We start from the raw sequence: 25,737 nt of genomic DNA, 5'->3' as shown, positions 1-25,737 counted from the left end.
CTACAAACCCCTATGCCTCCCTTATTGGTTTATCGTTTTAAGTTGACCAATTCTTGAAGGATTTCATCTGAAGTTGTAATTACTCGGGTGTTCGCCTGGAAACCACGCTGTGCAGTAATCATCTCAGTGAACTCGTTAGCCAAGTCAACGTTAGACATTTCAAGTGCACCAGCGAAAAGACTACCTGTTCCACTTTCACCCGGAGCGTTCAATTCATTAACTAGACCAGCATTAGGAGTTAAGGTAAACGTATTCCCTCCTGCCTTATTAAGACCTTCTGGATTAGAGAATTTAGCTAAAGCAACAAAACCTGCAACTATTGGGTCTCCTCCACCACTAGGTACGTATGATAGAGAACCATCATTACCAATACTGAAACTTTCCGCTTCAGAATCAACATTCAATATAGACTCCGAATCAGGCACGGGCTCCCCATTTGCATCAGCCTCGATGCCAACTAAAAACTGTCCATTAGCATTTACAACGTTACCATCATTGTCTAAATAAAAGTTCCCGGCTCTTGTATAAGCTTTTGCATCTGTATCTAAGTCAAGACCAGCAGTACCATCTGAATCTTCAGCTACGATAAACATTCCATCTCCTTCAATTGCAAGGTCCAATGGACGGTTCGTCGTTTGACGGTTACCTTGTGTATGAATGTTATCAATGCTTCCTGTAGAAGTACCAAGTCCAACTTGCATTGGGTTACGACCACCGAGTGTTGCATTACCTGCTCCATCTTCAACAGGACCTGTTGCTCCCTGCATAGTCTGACTCATTAAATCGGAGAAAGTCATTCTCCCTTTTTTGTAACCGAATGTGTTTACATTGGCAATATTATTTGAAACTACATCTAATTTATTTTGGAACCCACTCATTCCAGAGATTCCTGTGTACATTGAACGTAACATTTAACTTCAACCCTCTCGTTTAGTTGTAATATGTACCGCATCTATCGGTCAGCAGTACTTAGGCTTCCGTTAGGTCCAGCCTATTTATCATCTTGTAAAATAATCGTTCCATTGATATTTGTAACTAGTTGGTCTGCAGCTTCCTGGCGATCCATCGCTGTGATGATCGTGTTGTTTTTTGTACTTGCAACAAGAACCGCATCTTTCATAATAATCGCAGAATCTGAAACACCTTTATTTTTTGCTTCGACCATTTTTTCTTGGATCATATTCCACTGCTTTTGGTCAATGTGTATATTCCTCTCATCCAATCTCTTTTGAGCATGTTTACTCACTTTCAACTCTTGAGCAGACTGTTCTAATAACGATTGAAATGATTGTTTCGGTGCTTGTTTCGTTTTGGTTGGGTTCGGCTTCAACGGAATTTGTTGATGATGAATCGGATTTATTTTAGGACTCATCTTCATTCACCCCACTGTTACCTTGGGAAATTTGAATTAACTGATCAGCTGATATCTTACTTCCATCATTCAGCTTCATTACTACTTGGTCCCCTTCTTTCGCAACAGAATCAATAACACCATTTGCTTCTCCTTGATATTCTCCATTTGCATATTCAGCATAATCTACTGATTTTCCAATCAGATTCGAATATTGGAGGAAATTAGTGAATGACTGTTGTTCTATCATCTTTTCTAAGCTGCTAGACATATTTGTAGATTGTTCTAACTGAGAAAAGGTAGCCATTTGGGATATGAATTCTTTATCCTCCATCGGATTCATTGGGTCCTGATTTTGTAATTGTGTCATCAAGATTTTTAGGAAGGCGTCTTTATCTAGGTTCGAACCTCCTTCTTTCACTTGATTTTGACTTGATAAGTATAAAGAGGAATCAACTTTCATCTACTCTACACCTCCTCTTGGAATAAATAATCTTTGAAACTTCTTTCACTAGATTCACTTGAATCTTGTTGTTCTTGCTCACCACTATCTCCTTGACCTGCTTGCTGTTCAGTTTCTTCATCTGTGTATTCTTGTGTGTAGTCAGTGTTTGTCGTATCTACCTGTCTCTCAATTACAACTTGGTTTGGTGAAAACATTTGTCTTAACTGATTCAAGTTTCCTTCAAGCATTTCTTTAGCAGCCTGAGACATTACAGTGATTTTCACGGCCATTTCTCCATTGATTTGGGTGAATTTCAACATCATGTTCCCTAAATTCTCTGGTTTCATATGGACGGTTAACTGTTGGGCTCCACCTACACGGCCAAATTTACTTGACTGTACGATTTTTTGAAGCTGTTCAATCATCTGCTGTTGATTCGACTGTGAAGTCTGCTGTGTGCCTTGAGCTCTTGTCATATGAATCGTAAATTGTTCCGATTTAGACATTGGCATAATCCAGTCTTGTTTCTCTTGTCCATTTGCACTACCCAATAAAATAGGTTGATTGTTCAATTGTTGACTGAAGGACTGATTTTTTTGAAAGACCGTATCTTGCTGTAACAATTGCCGGATACTGGATTCTAAACTCGATTGCTTGCCATTTGATTGGTTCAATAATGATTGCAAAGATTGTTGATCAAAATTATTACTAGTCAACTTTGTTTGCAGCTTTTCCAATAAACCTCTCCATTTCTGAACCATTTCACTAGAAATAGACTGAAATTGACTAAGGTTATCTAGTTTTGTATTGAATAATTGTTGAGTTTCTTTTCCATTAGATTGCTGGGCTATTTGAGACAATAATTTAGTGATGACAACTTCTGCTTGTTGCATGAATTTGCTGTCCGCTTTTGAATTGCCAGATGTTTGTTCAGCTTGTTGCATTGATAACATTGCAATCAATTGCATCATTTGGGAACCCGACTCGATTAATGAATCATCAATTGTAGAAGAAACCTGTTCAATCAATTCAATAGCTTGGCCTTCATTTGTTCCTAGCAGTTGCTGAAGGTCATTAACAAGTTGTTTCATAAGATCAGTTGAAACTTCATTTCCTTCTAAATCCTTAACAAGTTGTTTAAGCTTTTCTACTATACTTGCCTCAAGCTCTTTCAATTTCGAAGCATCGATTTTATCCAAATCGATTTCTCCACCCTTGTTGATTTGTTGGAAAACAGATTGAAATAATCCCTGCTTATCATCTGTTTTATCAACCTTAGAATTCATTGACTGATTATTGACAGCTGCTTGCATCATTGGCATCGATAACATTGCTCCATTCATCTCTCTCACCTCCTTTCAAATATAAATTGGTTAGTTACTTTTCAATAATGCGTTACTTAATTTCGCAGCAACTGCTGCTTCCATTGCTCCGAAAATATTTCCGCGTGCCTCTCCATCAACCTCCCCTAGGAGTTGTAATGCAAGAGGTTGGTCCATTTCGGATATAATATCTGCAGCCCGTTTTGCGTCCATTTCTGCAAATGTTCTGGCCATGTCTTTTACAGTTTTCTCTTGATCCTCTTGTCGTGCATTATCTTTGGATAACTCATCTTCTAATCGTGAAATTTGTTCAGTAAGTTCTTCGATCTCTTGATCTTTTCTTGTCAATTGAGATTCCAAGTTAGTAATCTTGGTCTCTTGGTCCTTTACAGTCGCTTCATACTCTGACACTTGGTGCTGTCTTGCTTCCTCTTCAGGATCGTCTACAAAAGCAGAAACCAATGGCACTTTACTTCCGTATTCTTGCGCTAGTTGAAATGGGTTGGCCCCAATAACCGTAGCTATCACCATCGTTAAAGTAATCGCAAAGACTATCGGAATGACAATGACAAACAAAAACCATTGTAATTTGTTTGATTTACTTTCTGTTTGATTTTCAACGCTTGCCATATCTATCACCTATTCATCTCTCTGAAATACTGTTGTACAGAAATCTCATCTAAAAATTTATTTTCATTTTTCTTCTCTAGTTGATCAGCTAAATATTTTTTATGATCAATAATCGTTTCAAGTTTTTTCACTTCTTGAAGAGCCTCATTTAAAGCATCCTGTTTTTGCTGCATATTCACTCTAGCCTGATGCACTTTCATTTGAAGTTCTTGCTCTTTCGTCTGGAAAGTTTGTAGATATTGATTGGCTGAGTGAATTTCAAACCCCTTAGACCGTTTAGAAATCTGTTCATTAAAATGTGTTACTGCAGACTCCTTGTTTTTAAGAAGGTCATAAAGATCTGTCGCTACCGTTTCAAAATGGTCAATAGAACGATTATATCGAACTTGGGCATCTTCTAATTCTTTTTCTTTTAATTGCTGGATTTTTTCAAAAGATTGGGTTGAACTCATCTTTGCTCACCATCCGACAACATTTGAATTAGATTATCCACAGTCACTGTCCTTTCTTGTGATTCACCGATTGATTGAGCTAAAAACTTCATCAACTTAGGTTGATAATGAATAGCTTCGTCTATTTTTGAAGAAGAGCCTGTTTTGTAAGCTCCAATTTGAATCAATTCTCTGTTTTCTTCATATGTAGAAAGTAATGAACGGAGCCTGTAATTTGCTTGTAAATGCTCCTGAGACACGATTTTAGGCATTAGACGGCTAACTGATTTCAATACGTTAATTGCCGGGTACTGACCCCTTTCTGCAAGCGAGCGGTCAAGAACTAAATGTCCATCTAACAACCCTCTCACAGCATCTGCAATCGGTTCATCCATGTCATCCCCGTCTACTAGCACCGTATAAAAGGCTGTGATACTTCCCTGGTCACCGTTGCCCGTCCGTTCCAATAGTTGTGGCAAGATAGCAAAGACGCTTGGAGTATAACCTTTAGTTGTAGGTGGCTCTCCACTAGCAAGTCCGATTTCCCTCTGTGCCATTGCTATTCTTGTTAATGAATCCATCATCAAATTGACGTGATAACCCTGGTCTCTGAAGTATTCACATATGGCTGTTGCAGTATAGGCACCTTTAATTCGTTGTAGAGCTGGTTGGTCTGAAGTAGCAACAATTATGATAGATTTCTTCAATCCTTCGGGACCTAACTCATGTTCAATGAACTCTCTTACCTCTCTGCCTCTTTCACCGAGTAAAGCAAATACGTTAATATCAGCATCACTGCTCTTAGCAAGCATCCCCAGTAGTGTACTTTTACCAACACCACTACCAGCAAATATCCCTACCCTCTGACCTCTTCCAACCGTAATACAACTATCGATTGCTTTAATTCCAGTGGATACTTGTTCAGTTATCGGCTTCCTAGCAAGCGGATTGGGTGGTTTACGAACCGTACTGTACTCAGTCAATCCACTTGGGAGTTTTGAATCTACCAAGGGTTGTCCTAAACCATCTAATACTTGTCCTATTAGGGAGCGTCCAACCTGTACAGATAATGAACGGTTTGTAGATTCTACTAAACTATCAGGTCCAATTTGATTGGTTTGCTCATATGGCATCAATAAGACATGTTCGTTTTGAAAGCCAACAACTTCAGCTTTAATTTTTTCACCTGTGGACTTCGGATAAATATAGCAGACATCTCCTAATTTAACTTCGGGTCCCTTTGATTCGATCAATAAGCCGACATTACGATAGATTTTTCCATATCTCTTCATGAGGCTTTTTGATTCTATAGAATCTAATAGATTAAGAAGTTTCACTAGAAGCTTCCCCTTTTAATAAGTTATTAAGTTGCTTCTCTAATTCCTTGAGCTGCGTGTCAACACTGGCATCAATCGTTCCATAAGGTGACTCAATCAAACAGCCATATTCGGGAAGGTCCCTCTTCGGATAAATCCATAACTTTCCGTGTCCTGGAATGATTTGTTCAATACTATCCTGATGTTTCAATACAAATTGATAACTATCTGGATTTACATAAACAGAGATTTCTGAGTGGTTCATCACTTCTTGTACTGCGTGTTTTATAATCTCTACAAAGGACGACTCGTCTTCTTCCAAACGCTGTTGAACGATTTTGTTAGCTGAGTTGAGTGCAAGTTTCAAAATATCTTCCTCTGCACCTGAAAGTTTCTCAAAGTAAAAAGTCTTCGTTTCGTCTACTAAGTCATTCGCCTCTTGGAGTAAGTTCTCATATGTAGTCTCAGCTTCATTCATACCTTTTTGGAACCCTTTTTCATAGCCTTCTTGACTAGCATCATTTAGCTTCTGTTCAATTTCTTTTTCCAAGTCTTTTTTATTTTGCTCAATTTGTTGATTCGCTTCATCTATCATCTGTGCAGCTTTTTTCTCTGCTTCTTCCAATTCTTTCTGTGCATCTAACAACCTCTGTTGAATGTCTTCTTCAACATTCTTATCATCGGGTGCACCACTACTATCATTTTGTTCTGCTCGCGGTATAACCGGTTTTATACGAATCACTTTGCCACCCTGATTTGATTCTTCTTTTAAACGATTAAGGTTAGACAATGATATCGTCACCTCCGCCACGAGCTATGACAATTTCGCCCATTTCTTCTAAGCGACGAATTGTTCCGACAATTCTTGTTTGTGCTTCTTCAACATCCTTCAAACGAACAGGTCCCATGAATTCCATTTCATCCTTGATGGTTTCTGCCATTCGATTCGACATGTTCTTGAATAATACATCTTTAACTTCTTCACTTGACACTTTAAGAGATAACATCAGGTCTTCATTTTCAACATCTCTGATAACTCTTTGAATCGCGCGGTTGTCTAAAGTAACAACATCTTCGAACACAAACATACGTTTCTTGATTTCCTCTGCTAAATCCGGATCTTGCATTTCTAGTTCGTCTAAAATAGTGCGCTCAGTTGAGCGATCGACACCATTTAAGATTTGAACAATGGATTCGACTCCACCTGTCTCATTATAATCCTGAGATACAGTAGTTGATAATTTCTTTTCCAACAAATTTTCGACTTCATTGATTACCTCTGGCGAAGCTGAATCCATTACTGCTATTCTTCTTGCAATATCAGACTGAGTTTCCTGTGGCAATTCTGATAATATCTGAGCAGCTTGCTCGGAATCTAAATAAGAAAGAATAAGTGCAATTGTTTGTGGATGCTCATTCTGAATAAAGTTATAAATTTGTGTCGGATCAGCTTGTCTTGCAAAATCAAAAGGTCGAACCTGCAAAGATGAGGTAAGACGATTGATGATATTACCTGCTTGACCTTCACCTAACGCTTTTTCAAGAACAGTCTTTGCATAGTTGATACCACCTTGTGATATATAATCCTGTGCTAAAGCAATTTGATGAAATTGTTCTAAAATCTCTTCTTTACGACCGGACTCCACTTTTTTAACAGATGATATCTCTAAAGTGAGTTGCTCAATCTCCTCTTCTGTTAAGTGTTTATAAACTTGAGCTGAAACATCCGGGCCCAAAGAAATTAGAAGTACGGCTGCTTTCTGTTTTCCTGATAGTTCTTTATTTTGTACAGGCATACTTGAACCCCCTAATCCTCACTAATCCAAGTTCTTAGTAGTTTCGCAAATTCATCAGGTTTTTCTTTCGCTAGATTCTCTAATCTTTTTCTCCTGATGGTTGATTCTGATTGATTTTCTTCCATGGAGTAATCCTCAATTTCAGTAGTTTCAGTTTGTACTACTTCTTCTGAATCAACTCTTCTATCTCTATTTCTAAGCAGGAAGAATACTAAGACTACAATGGCTAGGATTAAAATAGCTCCTACAATATAAAACCAAGTAGGTATTCCTGTTGGTCTATCTCCGAAATCAGGAGTTCCTGAAAACTCTTGGAATACGATAGAAACTTTATCTGCTGGATTCAAATCTTCAACGTTTGAAGAAATAGATGTTTGAATGACTGAAGATAAAATTGACTGAATATCTTCCTCCACAGCCACCTGCTCAGCTTCGTTCAAAGTAACGACTTCATTGTTTTCTTCAACCGTATTATCAACAGCCACTTGAATTCCTAAATCTCTGACTTCGTATGGACTTTCCACGATTTCACTACGAATTCGATTGAATTCATTATTAATCGTTTCTCTTACCATTTCGTACTCTGATAGCTCTTCCTGATCTTCGGTAGCTGGCAGTTCTGGAATGTCACCTTCACCTTCTACCATTTGATTCCCGTCGTAACCTGTATATGTTTCAGTTATACGATCGACACTTACTGGCAAACCTTCCATAGACTCCATATCAACAGGCTCCACTATTTCTTCGACTCTATTTTCTTGAGCAAAATCTACGTCAGTTGTAACGGAAACAACTACTTTATCCTGGCCAATCATTGTACCCAGCAATTTTTGTACTCGCCTTTGAATATCTTTTTCAATATCTTTCTTTATCTGTTGATGTTCCGCGTATGTACTTCCAGATCCTTGCCCTCCCGAACCATCGAGATCATAATACTCAAAATATTGGTTCATTATGACGATATCTTCTGGTGAGAGGTTTGGTACAGCTTTTGAAACTAAATGATAGAGACCTTGAACTTGATTTTGATTAAATTCATAACCATAATCAGTGCTCAAAACTATGGAAGCAGATGACTGCTCTTGTTCTTCTCCGACAAAGATAGTTTCTCGTGCTCGGTTGATTAATACTCGAGCGTCTGAGATCCCTTCTATGTTTTGAATTAATTGAGACAATTCCGTTTGCATCGCGTCAACTTCGATTATCTGTCTTTCTTCATCTGTCATTCCCCATGAGACATTATCACTGAAGAAAGAATAATCAATATTACCACTATTAGGTATCCCTCTTGATGCGAAATCTACCAGTAGCCCATCTGATTGGGCTTCCGGGACAAGTATTGTGCTGCCACCATTTTCTATTTCATATGTAATACCTTGTTCATCTAGTTCTGTTTTCAATTGTCCAGCTTCCTGTAGCGACAGATTGCTATATAGTGGCACCATCCGAGGGCTCGATGCCATGAAGGTCACAGCAACGATCAAGATGATTATAGCAAGGACTCCACCTATGATACCGGATTTTTGTATATTGGTTCGTGTTTTCCAGAACTCGGTTATTTGACTTCGGTATTTATTAACTGTTTCATTCATTGTAGTCCCCCGACTTTAAATTCATTTCATCCCATTGAATGAACGGTTGTATTATATTTGCATTCTCATGACTTGACGATAAGCCTCAATAGCTTTATTTTGCATTTCAGTAGCAGTTTGTACCGTAATACTCGCTTTTTGAGCAGTAATCATGACATCATGTAAATCTTTTGCTTCTCCCCGCACAAGCTCCTCTGTTTTCAGAGTCGACTCATTCTGAGTACGGTTCACATTATCAATCGCAGATTTTAATTGGTTAGCAAAATTTTGATGCGCTTCACTTGGAGTGACCTTGGAAGCTTTCATACCATTTATTTGTTGATTATTTGCTTGAAAGAATGAACTTTGAATAGGGTCCATGATTTAATCTCCTTATCTACCAATCTCTAATGACTTCATCAACATACCTTTTGAAGCGTTCAAAGCTGTCACATTCGCTTCATAAGCACGTGTAGTACTCATCAGGTTGATCATTTCTTTTAAAGGATCAACATTAGGCATTGCTACGTAACCATCTTCGTCTGCATCTGGGTGATCAGGATTGAAAACCTGCTTAAAGGGCGTTTGGTCCTCAGTCACAGAATCGATTCTTACACCGGTACCTGGTGTGTTAGTACGATTCATCGCTTGTTGAAGGAAAGAGTCGAATTTTCCATCACGTGATTCCTGATTTACTAATTTCCGACGATATGGCTGCCAATCTCCATTTTCGTCTACCCTTGCCCTCGTTGTTTCTGCATTTGCAAGATTGGAAGAAATAACATCCATTTTAAAGCGGTTCGCCGTTAAAGCACTTCCACTAGTATTCATGCCATGAAAAATTGTCATTCTTAACTCCCTCCTCCAAGAACAGTTTTAATCGTATTGAATTTACCGTTAATACGTTCCGTAACTGCCTCATAGTACAATTGGTTTTTCGCTAACTCAGACATTTCTTTATCAAGATCTACACTATTTCCGTTGTGGTTATATGTAACGTTCTGTCTTGCTTTTACTGAAAAGCTTTGTTCCATTTGATCAAAGGGAAGATGTTTCGCATGTGTACGATTTGCTTCCAAACGGCTACTTGCTTCGTTCAAAAACTGATCAAATTTAACATCTTTTGCTTTATAACCTGGGGTATCAACATTCGCTATGTTATGAGCAATCGTTTGGTTCTTAAGAGAAGAATAATCAAGTGCTCTTTGTAAATTTTGTGTTGATTTACCAAACAGATCCATATGAACCCTCCCTATATCACACATTTATAAAATATCAGAAAATTCAACAAGATTAAACAAAAATTGAAGATTCATTACAGAAAGATTACATTTTGTCGTTTATATTATTACATAAAATTCCCTCAAATGACATACCTACTAGTTATTTTTAGCAATAATTGTCGAAATAATTATATATACCTAGTACATAATGATGGTTTTATTAAAAAACCCCTATAAAAAATATCTTAGAAACGAATCAGTATACTTATGCAAAAATAAAAGGGCTAGTCTATTTAGACTAACCCTTATTTTTACAACTAATTAAAACTTTTGGTTATTCAATTCTACTAGGAATTTATCATTGAGTACCTTGATATAAGTACCCTTCATTCCTAATGATCTGGATTCAATGACGCCAGCACTTTCTAACTTTCTTAAAGCGTTGACGATTACAGAACGTGTAATTCCAACTCTATCTGCGATTTTACTAGCTACGAGTAATCCTTCATTTCCTTCAAGTTCTTCAAAGATATGCTCGATTGCCTCAAGCTCACTATAGGAAAGTGAATTGATTGCCATTTGAACCACAGCTTTACTTCTAGCTTCCTCTTCGATCTCTTCAGCTTTCTGGTGTAGTATTTCCATCCCTACAACAGTTGCACCGTATTCTCCAAGCAATAGATCATCTTCATCAAACGAATCTTCCAGTCGACTAATGATTAAAGTACCTAGGCGTTCACCACCACCTATGATAGGTAGTAATGTTGTAAGCCCGTTTTTGAATAAGTCTTTGTTTTCAACAGGGAACGCTGTGTACTCACTGTTGATATCTACGTTAGCTGTCGTTTCGGTAATGTTAAAGAGATTGTTCGTATATTCTTCAGGAAACTGACGAGCTTCTAGCATTTCTTTCATTCGCTCATTTTCAATCTCTTGCTTAATTGCGAATCCTAGTAGCTTACCTCTACGGCTGAGAACAAAAACATTTGCTTCAATTACGTCTCTCAATGTAGCAGACATATCATTGAAGTTAACTGCTTTCCCTTGTGTTTTTTGTAACATTGAATTAATCGTTCTTGCTTTTTCTAATAAATTCATATTGATTCCTCCTGATTAATTAATCTAATTTATAAAATGAATTGTGACAAATCTTTATTTTTCACAATTGAAGCTAACTTTTCATCCACATATGAAGCTGTAATATCTACTTTTTCCATATTAATATCTGGCGCTTCAAATGATAAGTCTTCCAATAACTTTTCCATAATTGTGTGCAACCTACGAGCTCCGATATTATCAGTGTCCTGATTGACTTCGAAAGCTATTTCCGCAATTCGCTTGATCGCATCATCTGTGAAGTTCAGTTTAACCCCTTCGGCTTCAATCAGTGCTGAATATTGTTTGATGATTGCATTTGATGGTTCGGTCAATATATTCACAAAATCTTCGATGATCAATTTACTTAATTCGACCCTTATAGGAAACCTACCCTGTAATTCAGGTATTAAATCACTAGGCTTGGCCATGTGGAATGCACCTGCAGCTATAAATAACATGTAGTCCGTTTTGACCGCTCCATATTTCGTAACCACTGTGGAACCTTCCACGATAGGTAAGATGTCTCTTTGAACACCTTCTCTCGAAACATTCCCTTGGCGTTCCTCTTTGCCGCATACTTTATCAATTTCATCAATAAAGATGATTCCTGACTGTTCAGCTTGTTCAATTGCAAGTTGGTGCACTTCATCCATGTCGATCATTTTCTGAGCTTCTACTTGGGTTAATACTTCTCGTGCTTCCTTAACTGGTAAGCGACGTTTCTTTTTGTTCTTAGGCATGAACTGATTGAATGCATCTTGAAAATTCATCCCCATCTGTTCCATACCAGAACCCTGTAGCATATCAAACATAGATGATTGTTGTTCTTCGACTTCAACTGTTACCATGCGTTCTTCTAATTCCCCATTATCTAACTGTTGGCGAATTTGTTTACGCTTTGTAGCCACTTCATCTGTATCATCTGTATTCGAAGTAGTTTGTTGCTCCTGTTGTTGATTGAATAACATTTCAAGCGGATTTTTCATCTGTTGGTTGTTCTTCTTTTTCTCAGGTACAAGTAGCTTGACTATGCGCTTATTAGCCATTTCCCTTGCTTGGTCCTGGATCTGTAACATTTTTTCTTCTTTAATCATTCTGACGCTAGTGTCTACTAAGTCACGTACCATAGACTCTACATCACGACCGACATAACCGACTTCGGTGAATTTCGTCGCTTCCACTTTAACGAATGGAGCTCCAACTAACTTAGCTAATCTTCTAGCTAATTCAGTTTTACCAACTCCAGTAGGTCCGATCATTAAAATATTTTTAGGGACGATCTCGTTTCGTATTTCTTCAGGCATTTGTAATCTGCGATATCGGTTCCTAATGGCAACAGACAAAGCCTTTTTCGCATCATTTTGACCAATGACATACTCATCCAATTGTTCAACGAGCTGTCTTGGGGTCGCTTTCGTGCTCATATATTCTAATCTCCTTTACTATCTAAAGTTTCGACTACGATTTGATCATTCGTATATACGCAAATTTCTCCTGCGATTTCTAAAGCTGCTTTAGCAATTCCTTCTGCTGACTGTTCACTTGAGTATCTCTTAAGAGCTCTTCCGGCACTGAGAGCATAATGGCCACCAGAGCCTATCGCTAATATCTGATCATCAGGCTCAATCACTTCGCCGGTTCCAGATACGAGTAGCATGGTGTCTTGATTCATTACAATCAGCATAGCTTCTAATCTTCGTAACACTTTATCGCTACGCCATTCTTTAGCTAATTCAACTGCTGCACGGTCTAATTGGCCATTATATTTTTCAAGGTATGCTTCAAATTTTTCAAATAATGTAAAAGCATCAGCTACTGAACCAGCAAAACCGGCCAATACTTTACCATTGAAAAGTTTTCTTACCTTTCGAGCTTTATGTTTCATGACTACAGCATTTCCAAATGTAACTTGTCCATCACCACTCATAGCAGCTTGGCCATCGTGTTGGACAGCAAAAATGGTCGTTGCATGGAATGTTTGCTCCATCTTAATCCCTCGCTTATCGTTACGCTCTTGGATGAGCATTTTTATATATCTTCTGCAAATAATCCTTAGTTACATGAGTATATACCTGAGTAGAAGACAAATTTTCATGCCCCAACATTTCTTGAACAGAGCGTAAATCCGCTCCCTTATTCAATAAATGAGTGGCGAATGTATGCCTTAATTTGTGAGGATGAATAGAAGACGTCTTTGCTACCTTTTGAATCATGCTATTTAAAATGTAACTTACACCTCTTGCAGTTAAAGGCTTACCCATATTATTTAAAAATACGACGTCTGTATCGCTATTTCGTTTTGAAATCAACTGATCACGGCCATCACGCATATACTTCAGCAATGCCTTCTGAGCATGTGAGCCAAATGGGATGTGACGCTGCTTTTTCCCTTTACCCGTTACTAGAACTGACCCAACTGAGAAATCAATATCGTGAACGTTTATAGTAGTCAACTCAGTGACTCGTAAGCCTGATGCATAAAGTAATTCAATCATCGCCTGGTTTCTTTGTCCTAGGGGAGTTGTTAGGTCTTCCACTTCAAACAGTTTCTCTATTTCTTCTTCGTAAAAAAATTCTGGTATGTTCTTTTCCATTTTAGGCATAGTTACATAATGGAAAGGATTCTGTTCCACCAAGCCTTCCCGCTCAAGAAAATTGTAGAAACTCCGCAAGCTGGAAAGCTTTCTTGATACTGTTCTTTTGGTTATTTTCGTCTGGTATAATTCCGTTAAAAAATTACGAATCAATAAATGATCCGCATCTTTCCAATTCTTCAAAGATTCTTTTAGTAAAAACGCTTCGAACTGACCAATATCATACATATAATGTTTAATCGTATGAGGGGAAGCGTTCTTCTCGACTTTCAGATATTCTTTGAACTGCTCTTTTGATTGATGTAAGGCCATAATGAATCGCTACCTTTCAAAACGATTAAATCTTACCAAACATTTTATTTAATTTCAACGAATTTTACTAAATTGTAACAAAATTCTGAATAGTGCTGAATAGTCCAACTTTTTTCAAGTTCTTAAAAAAGTTTACCAATCTTCATTATAACCGAAAGCACCAATGAAATATTCTATATGATTTAAAATTGTGTGTCAATTTAAAAAACTCAATCATTACCATCCTTAACAATTATGGAGAAATATATTCTATTAGATTGAATATTTTCAGAATTCATATCAATAAAAAAAGAACCCGTTCTCACGAGTTCTCTTTTCCTTTAATTTTGTTCTCTTTCTTCGTAGTCACATTCAGTACACTTGATCTGAGTACTCTTTTTATTTTTCTTTTCAACTAAGAGCGAAGAACATTTCGGGCATGGTCTTTCAATTGGCTTATCCCATGAAATAAAGTCGCATTCTGGATATCGATCACAACCATAGAATACCCTGTTCTTTTTACTTTTTCTCTCAACGATATTGCCTTCTTTACATTTAGGGCAATTCACGCCGATCTCTTTCAAGATTGGTTTAGTATTTCGACATTCCGGAAAGTTGGAACATGCGAGAAACTTACCGTACCTTCCCATTTTGTAAACCATCTCGTGACCACATTTTTCGCAGTCTATTCCAGCAGGTTCGTCACGGACTTCGATCTTTTCCATCTCTTCCTCTGCTTTTTCCAAGTGTTTTTCAAAATCTTGATAGAAATTACGTATGATTTCTCGCCATTCTTGCGATCCTTCTTCTACACCGTCTAAGGAGTTCTCCATATTCACAGTGAACTCTACATCAATAACTTCTGGGAAATACTCCTTCAAAATATCGATGACGATGATTCCTAGTTCAGTTGGAATGAAACGGCGATTATCTAACGAGACATAGCCTCTCCTTTGAATAGTGTCCAATGTTGGAGCATAAGTAGATGGGCGTCCTATACCTTTTTCCTCTAAAGTCCTGACAAGTCTTGCTTCTGTATATCTTGGTGGTGGTTGAGTAAAGTGTTGGTCAGGATTGATCTCTTCAGCTTCTACTTGGATCCCTTCTTCTAAAGGAGGAAGGATTTTATTATCATCTTTTTTCTGATCATCGCTACCTTCTACATACAAGGTCATAAAACCTTTGAATTTGATTTCAGAACCAGAAGCTCGGAATTCTACTCCCTCATTCAACAAATGAGCTGTTACTGTGTCTAGGATCGCAGGGGCCATTTGACTCGCAACAAATCTCTCCCAAATCAATTTATAGAGTCTATACTGATCTCTCGACAATTTAGGTTTAATGGTTTTCGGGTCATTATGAACGGAAGTTGGTCGAATTGCTTCGTGCGCATCTTGGGAACGTTCCTTATTTTTCGCTTGGGTCTGCTTACCAAGATATTCTTTTCCGTGTTTCTCTTCGATCCACTGAGAAGCTTCTTGTTTAGCAGTATTTGAAATTCTGGTGGAATCTGTTCGCATATAAGTGATAAGACCAGTAATCCCATTTTTACCACCCAGATTGATCCCCTCATATAACTGCTGGGCGATCATCATCGTCTTCTTAGCACGGAAATTCAATTTGCGGAATGCTTCCTGTTGTAAGGATGAAGTGGTGAACGGTAAAGCTGGGTTTCGCTTACGTTCTCTCTTATTCACTTTGTCTACTTTGAACGAATTACCATCGAGCTTTTTTAAAATACCTTGAACATCTTCTTCAGTTTTTAATTCAGTTTTCTTTCCATCTATTCCATAAAACTTCGCTTCGAATTCTTTTTTATTATGTTTGAAATTACCTGTGATTGACCAATATTCTTCTGGCTCGAAATTATTGATTTCATTTTCACGATCAATAATCATTTTTACGGCAACTGATTGCACACGTCCAGCACTTAAGCCTTTTTTAACTTTCTTCCATAGTAATGGGCTTATGTTATAACCAACTAAACGGTCTAAAACCCTTCTAGCTTGTTGCGCGTGCACGAGATCCATATTGATTTTTCTAGGCTCTTTAAAAGATGCTTTGACAGCATCTTTAGTAATTTCATTAAATACTACGCGGTAAGGTCTCTCATCATCAACACCTAAAGAGTGTGCAAGGTGCCATGCGATCGCTTCCCCTTCTCTATCGGGGTCGGCTGCGAGAAAGACTTTCTTCGACTTTTTAGCTGCTTTTTTCAAATCATTTAAAACAGGACCTTTTCCACGTATCGTAATGTATCGTGGTTCGAAATCGTTTTCTACATCTACACCCATTTGGCTTTTTGGTAAATCAATTACATGCCCCATTGAAGCTTTAACGGTGTATTTTTTTCCTAAATATCTTTCAATAGTTTTTGCTTTGGCTGGTGATTCAACAATTACTAAATAATCTGACATTCTACGAGTCCTCCTACGAGGTGATTTCCTTTTTGTAAATCTCATTCATTATTAATTATTTCTATGCGTTTTGTCAAACACCTTTTTTAATAAAGGAATTTTTTCATGCGTTATCGGGGCTTTATTTAAATACTAAGGTGATTAATTATTTCCTCACCAGACGTGATTGGAATTGCTCCTTCCTTTAATAATTTAATACATCCCTGACTTTGTTTCAGAAAAATGGAATCTGGAACGACGAATATGTCTTTTCCTTGTTCTAGCGACTGATCCGCAGTAATCATTGTCCCACTTCTTTCTGTAGCTTCTATAATTAAAGTAGCTTTAGAAAGCCCACTTATTAACCGATTACGTTCAGGGAAGTGCCATTTTTGAGGCCTAATATTTGGGGGATATTCTGATAAAATCAAGCCTTTATTTTTAATTTTCTCTTGAAGAGAAATATGTGAGCTAGGATAGCAATGGTCATAGCCATACCCAAGGACAGCAATTGTTTTACCGCTTTGGCGCAACGTGATTTGGTGAGCCATTGCATCGATACCATATGCTAAGCCGCTTACGATTGTTAAAGGGTGTTTGATAAGACTAGGAAGTAATGCTTCTATTTTCTTGGATGCTTCTTGAGAGGGTTTTCTCGATCCGATAACACTGATCATTTGTGAGTTTAATAAGCTGAGGTCTCCAATACAATATAGGATTAATGGGGGATCAGGAATTTGGCTTAAAGACTGAGGGAAATCATCGTCATAGATAGTGATTGGTTTCCATTCTTTATACAAGAGTGAATTTCTAGCGCGATTGTGTGGATCATGAATATATTTATACAATTGAATTGCATGATGAGAATTTAATTTAAAATAATGTTGAAGGTGCTTTTCTTTTAATTTAAGTAGTTGTTCAAGGTTGGGATCTTTTAATAAAAGATATTGAACTTTTCTTCTTGTGATTAGGTGACTTTGCATGAGGTGGAAGAGTTCGAAGGAAGGGGATTTCAAATCCATGTTTCACTCTCCTGTATGTGATTTTGAGGTTATAAGAGGGATATTAGTGTAAAAAAGGTTTAGGGGGTGAACCCTAAACCTTTTTTAGAATATTAATGAGTTTTACATTTGTCGTAAAGATTGTTTTCTTTCAAGACACCGATTAGCGTTTGACCCATAACTGCAGGCGTTTCAGCTACTTCAATGCCACATTCATTCATAATGCGAGTTTTCTCTTCAGCTGTACCTTTACCACCAGAAATGATCGCACCAGCATGGCCCATGCGTTTTCCTGGAGGTGCCGTTGTACCACCGATAAAGCCAACAACTGGTTTTGTCATATGAGCCTTCACCCATTCAGCTGCTTCTTCTTCAGCTGTACCACCGATTTCACCGATCATCATGACTGCATGAGTGTCCGGATCATCATTGAATGCTTTCAATACATCGATGAAGTTTGTACCGTTTACTGGGTCTCCCCCGATACCAACAGCAGTTGACTGTCCGAAACCTTCCTCAGATAACTGATGAACTGCTTCGTAAGTCAATGTACCAGAACGTGAAACAACTCCGATATGACCTTTCTTGTGAATGTATCCAGGCATGATACCAATTTTACATTCGTCTGGAGTAATTACACCCGGGCAGTTAGGACCAACTAAACGAGTTTTCTTACCTTCCATATAACGCTTCACTTTTACCATATCGCTTACTGGGATATGCTCAGTGATGCAAATAGCAAGATCTAATTGTGCATCCACTGCTTCCATGATTGCATCTGCAGCAAATGGAGCAGGTACGTAAATGACAGAAGCTGTTGCGCCTGTTTCGATTACTGCATCTTGTACAGTATTGAAGACAGGTACTCCAGCAACTTCAGTGCCGCCTTTTTTAGGAGTTACACCTGCTACGATATTCGTTCCATATTCAAGCATTTGTTCTGTGTGGAATTTAGCTGTTCCACCAGTGATACCTTGAACAAGTACTTTTGTGTCTTTATTAATATATACGCTCATTTTCGTCCGTCCTTTCCTATTTTACTAGAGATACAATTTTTTCTGCACCGTCAGCCATAGAATCTGCAGAAGTGATATTTAAGCCAGAATCTTCTAAGATTTTCTTCCCTTGGTCTACATTAGTACCTTCTAAGCGTACTACTAGAGGGATTTCTAAACCGATTTGTTTCGTAGCTTCGACTACACCTTCAGCAATAACATCACACTTCATGATTCCACCGAAAATGTTGACAAAAATACCTTTCACGTTGTCATCGGACAAAATGATTTTGAACGCTTCTGTTACTTTTTCAGCAGTCGCACCGCCCCCAACATCTAGGAAGTTAGCCGGTTCGCCGCCATAATGTTTGATGATATCCATTGTTGACATAGCTAGGCCTGCGCCATTAACCATGCAACCAATGTTTCCATCAAGCGCTACATAGCTTAAGTCATGCTTAGAAGCTTCGATTTCCTTTTCATCTTCTTCATCTAGATCACGAAGTTCAAATACATCTTTTTGACGGAATAATGCGTTATCATCAAAGTTCAACTTCGCATCTAATGCTAATACTTGACCATCGTTAGTTGTAACTAATGGGTTGATTTCAGCAATTGAACAGTCTTTTTCCATGAACACAGTGTATAGACGCGTCATGAATTTAACTGCATTCCCTAGCATTTCATCAGGAATGTTGATATGGAATGCTAATCTTCTTGCTTGGAATGGAGTTAGGCCTACAACAGGGTCGATAACCTCTTTGAAGATTTTTTCTGGCGTTTTTTCAGCCACTTCTTCAATCTCAGTACCACCTTCTTCAGAAGCCATCATGACAACTCTAGAAGTAGCACGGTCCATAACAAGTCCGATATAGTATTCGTTTTTGATATCGCAACCTTCTTCAATTAAAAGACGATTGACTTGCTTTCCTTCAGGACCTGTTTGGTGCGTCACTAATGTCTTTCCTAGAATTTCGTCTGCATATTGGCGTACTTCGTCAATATTTTTAGCGATTTTTACACCGCCTGCATTACCACGTCCACCTGCGTGAATCTGTGCTTTGACAACGCTGATATTCGAACCTAATTCTTTAGCGGCTTCAACTGCTTCATCAACAGAAAAAGCAACTTTGCTATTAGGAACTGCAACGTTGTATTGGCGGAAAATTTCCTTCGCTTGATACTCATGAATGTTCATGTTACATCCTCCCATCGAAATGTTACTTCATAAAGATTTATAAAATAAATATGTCTGGAAACCACACGATTAACATTATACATGAAAAATGTTGGTTTCAAAAGGAATGACGCGATAAATGTCGGATATTATTTATATTTTTTATCCATTTGGTAAATAAAAGCAAAAACTTCAGCCACTGCTTGATAAAGATCCTCTGGAATCCGGTCATTGATGTTCAACTCATCCATCAGTTGAATAAGGGTTGCATCCTCATGAACTGGAACCTCATGATCTGACGCAGAGTCCAATATTTTTTCTGCTACTAGTCCTTGTCCTTTTGCAACTATTTGAGGTGCTTCGTCGCTTCCTTCATCATATTTTAATGCAATAGCTTGCTTCCTATCGGGGACAAATTTCTTCATATTCGGTAGTCGACCCCCTTATGGGAAATTACATTTTGATTATAGGCATGCGTGTTTGATACAGAAATCTCTTGCTGCGATAATGGTTTGATTTCAACACTATTCAATGTGTATTCTTTGAGCTGTAGATTCTTTTCTAACCCTGGCTGTAGGGGTGAAATGAGCGGTTTTAATCGCTCAGGAGAATCATGAAAAATATTCAAGTCAACTTCTCCGTTTCTAACCTGCATATCAATGACGGTTTCTTGCAACTGAGGAAGGTCTAAATAAAACATCACCCGGCATTGTCTCGGGTGTATCGATCCGTCTTTTTCCTTCTGCCCTTCGAAATCCATCCATAAATCTTCGTTCAATCCAAACAATTCCTTAGGAAGTTGAGTACTGAACTGAATACTCTCTTTAACACTTTCATTTGTCGATAAATGTATAGACTGAAAGATTTGGTTGAGTTGCTGCATGGAATCTGGAATATTTGCTTGCCCCATTTGACCACTCACGGCTTTCATCAAAGTTTGCATCGAAGGATAATCTGGTAACTGATTCCTAGTTACCAGAGCTTGATCAAAGCTTTCGTGCTGAGTGAGCTGCATAAAACCTTTCATTTGATTCATCAAAGTATCCATCTGACCTGTGCTGGTCGGCTGAAATTGATGCATCATCGCATTCCAAAACTGCAATGCGCGTTGTTCACTTCCTGAGGCTTGGTTATAAACGAGCTGTTGCATCGATTGCATCAGACTCTGACCCTGTTGACTATTCAACAATTGATTGGCAGCGTTGAAGTTATTTGATTGTAGCTGGCTTTGTAACTGCTGTGCCAACTGTTTTTGCCCGTCCGGCAACATATTAATCATTTGGTTCACGGAGGATAAATTCATTGAATTCTGCAAGAAATTTTGGCCAGTCTGCGAAACACCTTGGGGACCCTGTTGCTGCAATTGACTCAATTGTCCCATGATGGATTGAAGTAGATTTAACTGTTTGGGCTGGCTGACTACTTGCTGACTATTGAATTGCTTGATCGATTGACTTAACTGATCAGCAGAAAAATTAATCGGTAGTTGATTCCATTGCAAATTACTTGTGGATTGACCATTCCCATTCAATTGAAACTGAACTTGGTTCGATTGAGACCAATTTTTCCACATAGCAGACCATTCATTGAAGGACATCTGATTTGAAATGAGGCCCGCTTTCTGGAACAGTTGGAAAGTTGACGTCGAACCTTTCCCGATTTCATGTAGAACTTGAAAAGTCATTGTATTCAAGACACTATTAGAGTCAATTCTTTGTCCAGAAAATAATTGAGAGTAATTCGCTAATTGAATTTTTTCATTCGTGGTTTGAGTCATACTTCCAAGCTGCATTTGGAGACTTTGTATGTTTTGAGAAAAAGAAATCGGATGATTCACGCGCTGATTGATTGAATTGAACATTTGTTGGTCCAGGGGTAATTGCCTCTGGACCATTTCTTGCAATATTGCTGTTTGGTTCGTCCCACTATTGTTTTGAGCAAGTTGTAGCAATTGTTGAACTTGACCTTGCTGAATAGGTACCTGGTTTCTTAAAAATGATGCGATCAATTGTACATCGGCTTTCGCGCCTTTGACCCCTAAATTTTGTAACATCGTTTGAGCTGCTTCTTGATGATTTCGCACGACTTGATCACTCATGACTTGCAGCTGTGTCACTGGGCTTGTCTGTTTGACTTGCATCAGATAGTTTTTATTCGCTTGTAGGGAGGTATCTAATTGAGCGACCAATTGGTGGTTACCTATTCGTATTTGAGCTTTATTATCTGGAAAAAATTTAGTTACCTTACCGGTTACCATCTGGCCTTCTCTTAAAGACAGTTTTCCACCGCTATCATTAACCCTGATCGCTTGAAAAGATTGACTGACTTTTGATTGATTCATTAGTTTCACACCCTAGTTAGTCTATGAACGGATCTTTACCGGTTCGAAAGATTTCCTGTGGTACGGACTAGGGCCGTGTGCATCCAGTCCATCAAGATGTTCAGCGGTCCCATAACCCATGTTTTTGTCCCAGCCATACACCGGGAAATCCATATGTAATTCTTTCATTAAACGGTCTCGCGTCACTTTCGCTACAATACTAGCAGCTGCAATTGATATACTCTTGGAATCACCTTTGATTAGGGAAACTTGTTCAATCGGTAGATCCTTTAATTCCATGGCATCTAGAAGTAGCCTATGTGGTGTTACTTCTAAATTATTGATTGCATCCTTCATGGCTACTTTAGTAGACTCATAGATATTCATCTGATCAATTTGATCATGACTGATTACACTTACTCCAACACTGATCGCCTCTTGTAAGATATACTGAAAGAAATCTTCCTTATTCTTTTCTGAAAGTTTCTTAGAATCATCTATTCCAGGTAAATAAAAGGTAGAATCCAAAATTACTGCTGCCGCTACAACCGGTCCGGCAAGTGGACCTCTACCGACCTCATCTACACCAGCTACATATAAATGATCTTCTTGCCAATAAGTATTTTCCCATGTAGACATCTCAAGGAAACGATGGTGTAATTTCTCTAACTTTTCTTGACGCTTATTATATTGATTCAGAGCTTGCTGTACACCTTTTCTGGAATCCTTAGTTATCATTTCTTTCCACTCAGAGCTGAAAGTGCCTGATAATAATTTAGCTTTAATTTCAGCAATAGATTCTTTATTACTCATGTTGTCCCCCATTTTATTATATTATCGGTCTCTTTATCCTAAGGTGAAGCTAATTGATTTCAATTGGGTGATCGAGTGTGAAAGGTCCTAGTTTTCCCGAGCGAAGATCTTGAATAATAATTTCTGCGGTCTTTTCATAATCGACCATTCCTCCGCCCATCAGGCAACCTCTTTGTTTACCGATTTGATCGAACCATTCAACCACTTCTGAATCCCAATCAATCGGGAAACGTTCCTTTAACTGATTTGGATATTTTTCTTTAAAATATTTAAGGACAAATATTGATAGATCATCTAAGTGAACTAACTGGTCTTTGATCGAACCAATGGCAGCAACTTTGTACCCCACATCCTGGTCTTCAAATTTAGGCCATAAAATTCCGGGCGTATCCAATAATTCTAGTTGGCCATGAACTTTGATCCATTTCTGTTTCTTCGTTACACCAGGCTTGTCCCCGGTTTCTAATGTTTTCTTATTTGCCAAACGGTTAATCAATGTTGACTTCCCAACGTTAGGAATTCCGATTACCATTGCCCGAATAGCACGTGGGTTAATTCCCTTCTCTTCTCTTCTTTTATTGATATTTTGTCCGATCGTTTTCACTTCTTCCACCAAAGCTTTGATGTGTTTACCTTGATTCACATCCATAGATAACGCGTGGTTACCTTCTGCTTTGAAACGATCAATCCATTTTTTGGTTTGTTGAGGATCTGCTAAATCATCTTTCATCAATACAATAACTTTTTTCTTCTCATCTATTAATTCTTGAAGCATTGGATTTTGTGTAGAATATGGAGCTCTTGCATCAACCAGTTCAATGACAATATCTACAAGCTTTAATTTCTCTTGTACTTCTCTTTTGGCTTTAGCCATATGTCCTGGGTACCATTGTATCGTCATGTGTGCACCTCTCAATTATTAGTTGATTCTTATTTTACAACAGCAACCTTAAAACGACAAAAATATGTTCTACTTCAAAGGTTAAAGTTCTCCCAAACAAAAATTATCGATCAAAACACTAAAATAAACAATACAATTCACTTTGAATTTCAGATAGCAGGCGATTTTAACTCATTGATTCAGGAAAAATTAATTTGTAATATCTTTTGCTTTACAGATAAAAATAATATTGATACTGTAATGCATTGTGTAAAAAATTTAAAAAGGAGTTTGTTATGTTAAAAGATAAACAGGGGCACATTGATTGGCCCGTATTTGCAATAAGTGGAGGTGCGCTCCTCTTATTTGTTCTATTCGCATTCATTGATATCACACGTGTTACAGAGTTTGTCAACACAGGGTTCTCCTGGTCAGCGAAATACTTCGGGGCATTTTGGCAATTCCTCATGCTTGCTACATTTTTTGTAGGATTGTATCTCGCTTTCTCTAAATACGGAAACGTAAAAATGGGGAACTTGGACAAACCTGAAATTGGGCTTTACAAATGGCTCTCCATCATTATGGCAACACTTCTCGCCGGAGGTGGAGTATTTTGGGCGGCTGCTGAACCGATCACTCACTTCTTAACTGTTCCTCCATCTCAAGGTGGTATTGAAGCAGGCACAGAAGCTGCGATTGCCCCAGCCTTGGCACAGAGTTACATGCACTGGGGTTTTCTTGCTTGGGCGATTCTGGGTACAGTAAGTGCCGTTGTAATGATGTATGGTTATTATCAGAAAGGCATGCCTTTAAAGCCGCGTACCTTACTTTATCCGATTTTTGGAGAGAAAATTCGTACAGGGTGGTTCGCTACAACGGTTGATGCATTTTCTATTATTGCTGTAGCAGCAGGTACCATTGGTCCAATAGGGTTTCTTGGAACTCAGGCAAGCTACGGTTTACAAACTATTTTCGGTATTCCAAATAACTATGCGTCTCAACTGACAGTAATTGGTGCGGTTATTCTTATATCAACGATTTCGGCGATCACCGGTTTATATAAAGGGATTCAAAAACTCAGTAACTTCAATGTTCGACTAGCTTTAGGTCTAATAGTTTTCGTATTGATTTTTGGTCCAGGTCTTTTCATTATAAACCAGTATTTAGCAGGATTTGGTCATTATGTTCAAGAATTCATATCCATGGCTACGTATCGTGGGGATACTGGATGGCTTGGCTGGTGGACCGTGTTCTTTTGGGGCTGGTTCATTGGTTATGGTCCAATGATGGCGATTCTCGTCAGCCGTATTTCCAGAGGTCGTACAATACGCCAGATCATCTTGGCAATATCTGTACTAGCTCCGGTAATTTCAGCGTTCTGGTTTACCGTTCTAGGCGGTTCTGGAATTTATTTTGAACTGCAAACTCCTGGCGTCATTTCTGATCCTTTGAATGATGCCGGAAATGCTGCTGCAATGTTTGCGATTACTGAACAATTTCCACTCGCTTCCATTATTTCACCGCTGTTCTTGGTATTGACGATCTTGTTCGTCGTTACAACGAGTGACTCGATGTCTTATACCATCGCAATGGCTGTCACCGGGGAAGGTAATCCGAAAGCATGGGTTCGTGTTTTCTGGTCAGTCCTCATGGGTACAGTTGCAGCGATATTATTACTCATAGGTAACGGTGGTGTTGGAGCGCTTCAGAACTTCATCGTTATAACTGCAGTTCCTGTTTCTATTTTACTTCTTCCTGTATTGTGGCTTGGGCCACGTGTAGCGAAGGAAATGGCCTTAAAACAAGGAATAATCAAAGATAAATAAACAAAAAGCTGATCCTAAATAGTGAAGGATCAGCTTTTTTATTAATTACTTAATAAAGCAAATGATTATTTTCTACTTTTTAAACTAGAAAAAATCACAAATGAAAATAGTATAAAAAAAACAATCCCTACACCTAGCAATAGGCTTATAATTCCCCCCATAAAAAGCCTCCTATAGTAAAATTATTTTATAATACATATTTAACTCCAAAAATTTATAAATTGTTCAATAGCTTTTTCAGCTCTCATGCTTCGTTATTAC

Annotated in this window: 26 protein-coding genes; 1 reads left to right on the top strand and 25 read right to left on the bottom strand. The window is 38.2% G+C overall.

Features of this window, described 5'->3' with window-relative positions:
- Positions 1-29: 29 nt before the first annotated feature.
- From flgG to ylqF, 25 genes are all read right to left on the bottom strand, one after another.
- Positions 30-911, bottom strand: a complete 882-nt coding sequence (gene flgG / locus CEY16_RS02395; protein ID WP_101330369.1) for a flagellar basal body rod protein FlgG — start codon at positions 909-911, stop codon at positions 30-32.
- 80 nt (positions 912-991) lie between these two features.
- Positions 992-1,372: a TIGR02530 family flagellar biosynthesis protein gene (locus CEY16_RS02390; RefSeq protein ID WP_101330368.1), complete on the bottom strand. Its 381-nt coding sequence runs from the start codon at positions 1,370-1,372 to the stop codon at positions 992-994.
- Positions 1,362-1,814 (bottom strand): flagellar hook assembly protein FlgD, encoded by a 453-nt coding sequence (flgD, locus tag CEY16_RS02385; protein ID WP_101330367.1) that lies wholly within the window; start codon positions 1,812-1,814, stop codon positions 1,362-1,364. The genes CEY16_RS02390 and flgD overlap by 11 nt, the downstream gene beginning before the upstream one ends.
- A 5-nt stretch (positions 1,815-1,819) precedes the next feature.
- A complete protein-coding gene (locus CEY16_RS02380; RefSeq protein WP_101330366.1) occupies positions 1,820-3,139 on the bottom strand; it encodes a flagellar hook-length control protein FliK in 1,320 nt (439 codons plus the stop codon).
- A gap of 30 nt (positions 3,140-3,169) precedes the next feature.
- Positions 3,170-3,748 carry a MotE family protein gene (locus tag CEY16_RS02375; protein WP_101330365.1) on the bottom strand — a complete coding sequence of 193 codons (579 nt, stop codon included), beginning with the start codon at positions 3,746-3,748 and terminating at the stop codon, positions 3,170-3,172.
- Between the two features lie 5 nt (positions 3,749-3,753).
- Entirely contained in the window at positions 3,754-4,200 is a 447-nt protein-coding gene (fliJ, locus tag CEY16_RS02370; RefSeq protein WP_101330364.1) for a flagellar export protein FliJ, read from the bottom strand.
- Positions 4,197-5,516, bottom strand: coding sequence for a flagellar protein export ATPase FliI (fliI, locus tag CEY16_RS02365; protein WP_101330363.1), 1,320 nt, complete (start codon positions 5,514-5,516; stop codon positions 4,197-4,199). The genes fliJ and fliI overlap by 4 nt, the downstream gene beginning before the upstream one ends.
- A complete protein-coding gene (gene fliH / locus CEY16_RS02360; protein ID WP_162297825.1) occupies positions 5,503-6,285 on the bottom strand; it encodes a flagellar assembly protein FliH in 783 nt (260 codons plus the stop codon). Before fliH ends, fliI begins: the two co-directional genes overlap by 14 nt.
- Positions 6,278-7,291, bottom strand: coding sequence for a flagellar motor switch protein FliG (gene fliG / locus CEY16_RS02355; RefSeq protein WP_101330361.1), 1,014 nt, complete (start codon positions 7,289-7,291; stop codon positions 6,278-6,280). The genes fliH and fliG overlap by 8 nt, the downstream gene beginning before the upstream one ends.
- A gap of 11 nt (positions 7,292-7,302) precedes the next feature.
- The gene (fliF, locus tag CEY16_RS02350) at positions 7,303-8,883 is read right to left on the bottom strand and encodes a flagellar basal-body MS-ring/collar protein FliF (protein WP_101330360.1); all 1,581 of its coding nucleotides are present in this window, start codon (positions 8,881-8,883) and stop codon (positions 7,303-7,305) included.
- A gap of 51 nt (positions 8,884-8,934) precedes the next feature.
- On the bottom strand, positions 8,935-9,243 hold the full coding sequence (gene fliE / locus CEY16_RS02345; protein ID WP_101330359.1) for a flagellar hook-basal body complex protein FliE: 309 nt from the start codon (positions 9,241-9,243) through the stop codon (positions 8,935-8,937).
- A 12-nt stretch (positions 9,244-9,255) separates the two neighbouring features.
- On the bottom strand, positions 9,256-9,711 hold the full coding sequence (flgC, locus tag CEY16_RS02340; RefSeq protein ID WP_101330358.1) for a flagellar basal body rod protein FlgC: 456 nt from the start codon (positions 9,709-9,711) through the stop codon (positions 9,256-9,258).
- Between the two features lie 2 nt (positions 9,712-9,713).
- Positions 9,714-10,103, bottom strand: a complete 390-nt coding sequence (gene flgB / locus CEY16_RS02335; RefSeq protein ID WP_101330357.1) for a flagellar basal body rod protein FlgB — start codon at positions 10,101-10,103, stop codon at positions 9,714-9,716.
- A gap of 303 nt (positions 10,104-10,406) precedes the next feature.
- The gene (gene codY, locus CEY16_RS02330; protein WP_101330356.1) at positions 10,407-11,183 is read right to left on the bottom strand and encodes a GTP-sensing pleiotropic transcriptional regulator CodY; all 777 of its coding nucleotides are present in this window, start codon (positions 11,181-11,183) and stop codon (positions 10,407-10,409) included.
- 29 nt (positions 11,184-11,212) lie between these two features.
- Positions 11,213-12,607: an HslU--HslV peptidase ATPase subunit gene (hslU, locus tag CEY16_RS02325; protein ID WP_101330355.1), complete on the bottom strand. Its 1,395-nt coding sequence runs from the start codon at positions 12,605-12,607 to the stop codon at positions 11,213-11,215.
- A gap of 5 nt (positions 12,608-12,612) precedes the next feature.
- Entirely contained in the window at positions 12,613-13,170 is a 558-nt protein-coding gene (gene hslV, locus CEY16_RS02320) for an ATP-dependent protease subunit HslV (RefSeq protein ID WP_101331117.1), read from the bottom strand.
- A 19-nt stretch (positions 13,171-13,189) separates the two neighbouring features.
- Entirely contained in the window at positions 13,190-14,089 is a 900-nt protein-coding gene (xerC, locus tag CEY16_RS02315) for a tyrosine recombinase XerC (RefSeq protein ID WP_101330354.1), read from the bottom strand.
- A gap of 320 nt (positions 14,090-14,409) precedes the next feature.
- Entirely contained in the window at positions 14,410-16,485 is a 2,076-nt protein-coding gene (gene topA, locus CEY16_RS02310; RefSeq protein WP_101330353.1) for a type I DNA topoisomerase, read from the bottom strand.
- Positions 16,486-16,610: 125 nt separating this feature from the next.
- Positions 16,611-17,486 carry a DNA-processing protein DprA gene (dprA, locus tag CEY16_RS02305; protein ID WP_101330352.1) on the bottom strand — a complete coding sequence of 292 codons (876 nt, stop codon included), beginning with the start codon at positions 17,484-17,486 and terminating at the stop codon, positions 16,611-16,613.
- Positions 17,487-17,578: 92 nt separating this feature from the next.
- A complete protein-coding gene (gene sucD, locus CEY16_RS02300; RefSeq protein WP_101330351.1) occupies positions 17,579-18,481 on the bottom strand; it encodes a succinate--CoA ligase subunit alpha in 903 nt (300 codons plus the stop codon).
- Between the two features lie 16 nt (positions 18,482-18,497).
- Positions 18,498-19,658 carry an ADP-forming succinate--CoA ligase subunit beta gene (sucC, locus tag CEY16_RS02295; protein ID WP_101330350.1) on the bottom strand — a complete coding sequence of 387 codons (1,161 nt, stop codon included), beginning with the start codon at positions 19,656-19,658 and terminating at the stop codon, positions 18,498-18,500.
- Positions 19,659-19,786: 128 nt separating this feature from the next.
- Complete coding sequence (locus CEY16_RS02290; protein ID WP_101330349.1) at positions 19,787-20,062, bottom strand: EscU/YscU/HrcU family type III secretion system export apparatus switch protein; 276 nt, start codon at positions 20,060-20,062, stop codon at positions 19,787-19,789.
- Positions 20,059-21,978 carry a hypothetical protein gene (locus CEY16_RS02285; protein WP_101330348.1) on the bottom strand — a complete coding sequence of 640 codons (1,920 nt, stop codon included), beginning with the start codon at positions 21,976-21,978 and terminating at the stop codon, positions 20,059-20,061. The genes CEY16_RS02290 and CEY16_RS02285 overlap by 4 nt, the downstream gene beginning before the upstream one ends.
- Before the next feature lie 21 nt (positions 21,979-21,999).
- Positions 22,000-22,770 (bottom strand): ribonuclease HII, encoded by a 771-nt coding sequence (locus CEY16_RS02280; RefSeq protein ID WP_101330347.1) that lies wholly within the window; start codon positions 22,768-22,770, stop codon positions 22,000-22,002.
- 49 nt (positions 22,771-22,819) lie between these two features.
- Positions 22,820-23,671, bottom strand: coding sequence for a ribosome biogenesis GTPase YlqF (gene ylqF, locus CEY16_RS02275; RefSeq protein WP_101330346.1), 852 nt, complete (start codon positions 23,669-23,671; stop codon positions 22,820-22,822).
- A 275-nt stretch (positions 23,672-23,946) separates the two neighbouring features.
- Here ylqF and CEY16_RS02270 point away from each other — a divergent pair, with 275 nt between their 5' ends.
- Complete coding sequence (locus CEY16_RS02270) at positions 23,947-25,476, top strand: BCCT family transporter (protein WP_101330345.1); 1,530 nt, start codon at positions 23,947-23,949, stop codon at positions 25,474-25,476.
- Positions 25,477-25,737 lie beyond the last annotated feature (261 nt).

It is taken from the genome of Halalkalibacillus sediminis (assembly GCF_002844535.1).
In the GTDB taxonomy this organism is placed as follows: domain Bacteria; phylum Bacillota; class Bacilli; order Bacillales; family Alkalibacillaceae; genus Halalkalibacillus_A; species Halalkalibacillus_A sediminis.
The sequence above is the reverse complement of the archived record's forward strand: the minus strand, read 5'-3'. Positions and strand labels throughout refer to the sequence as shown.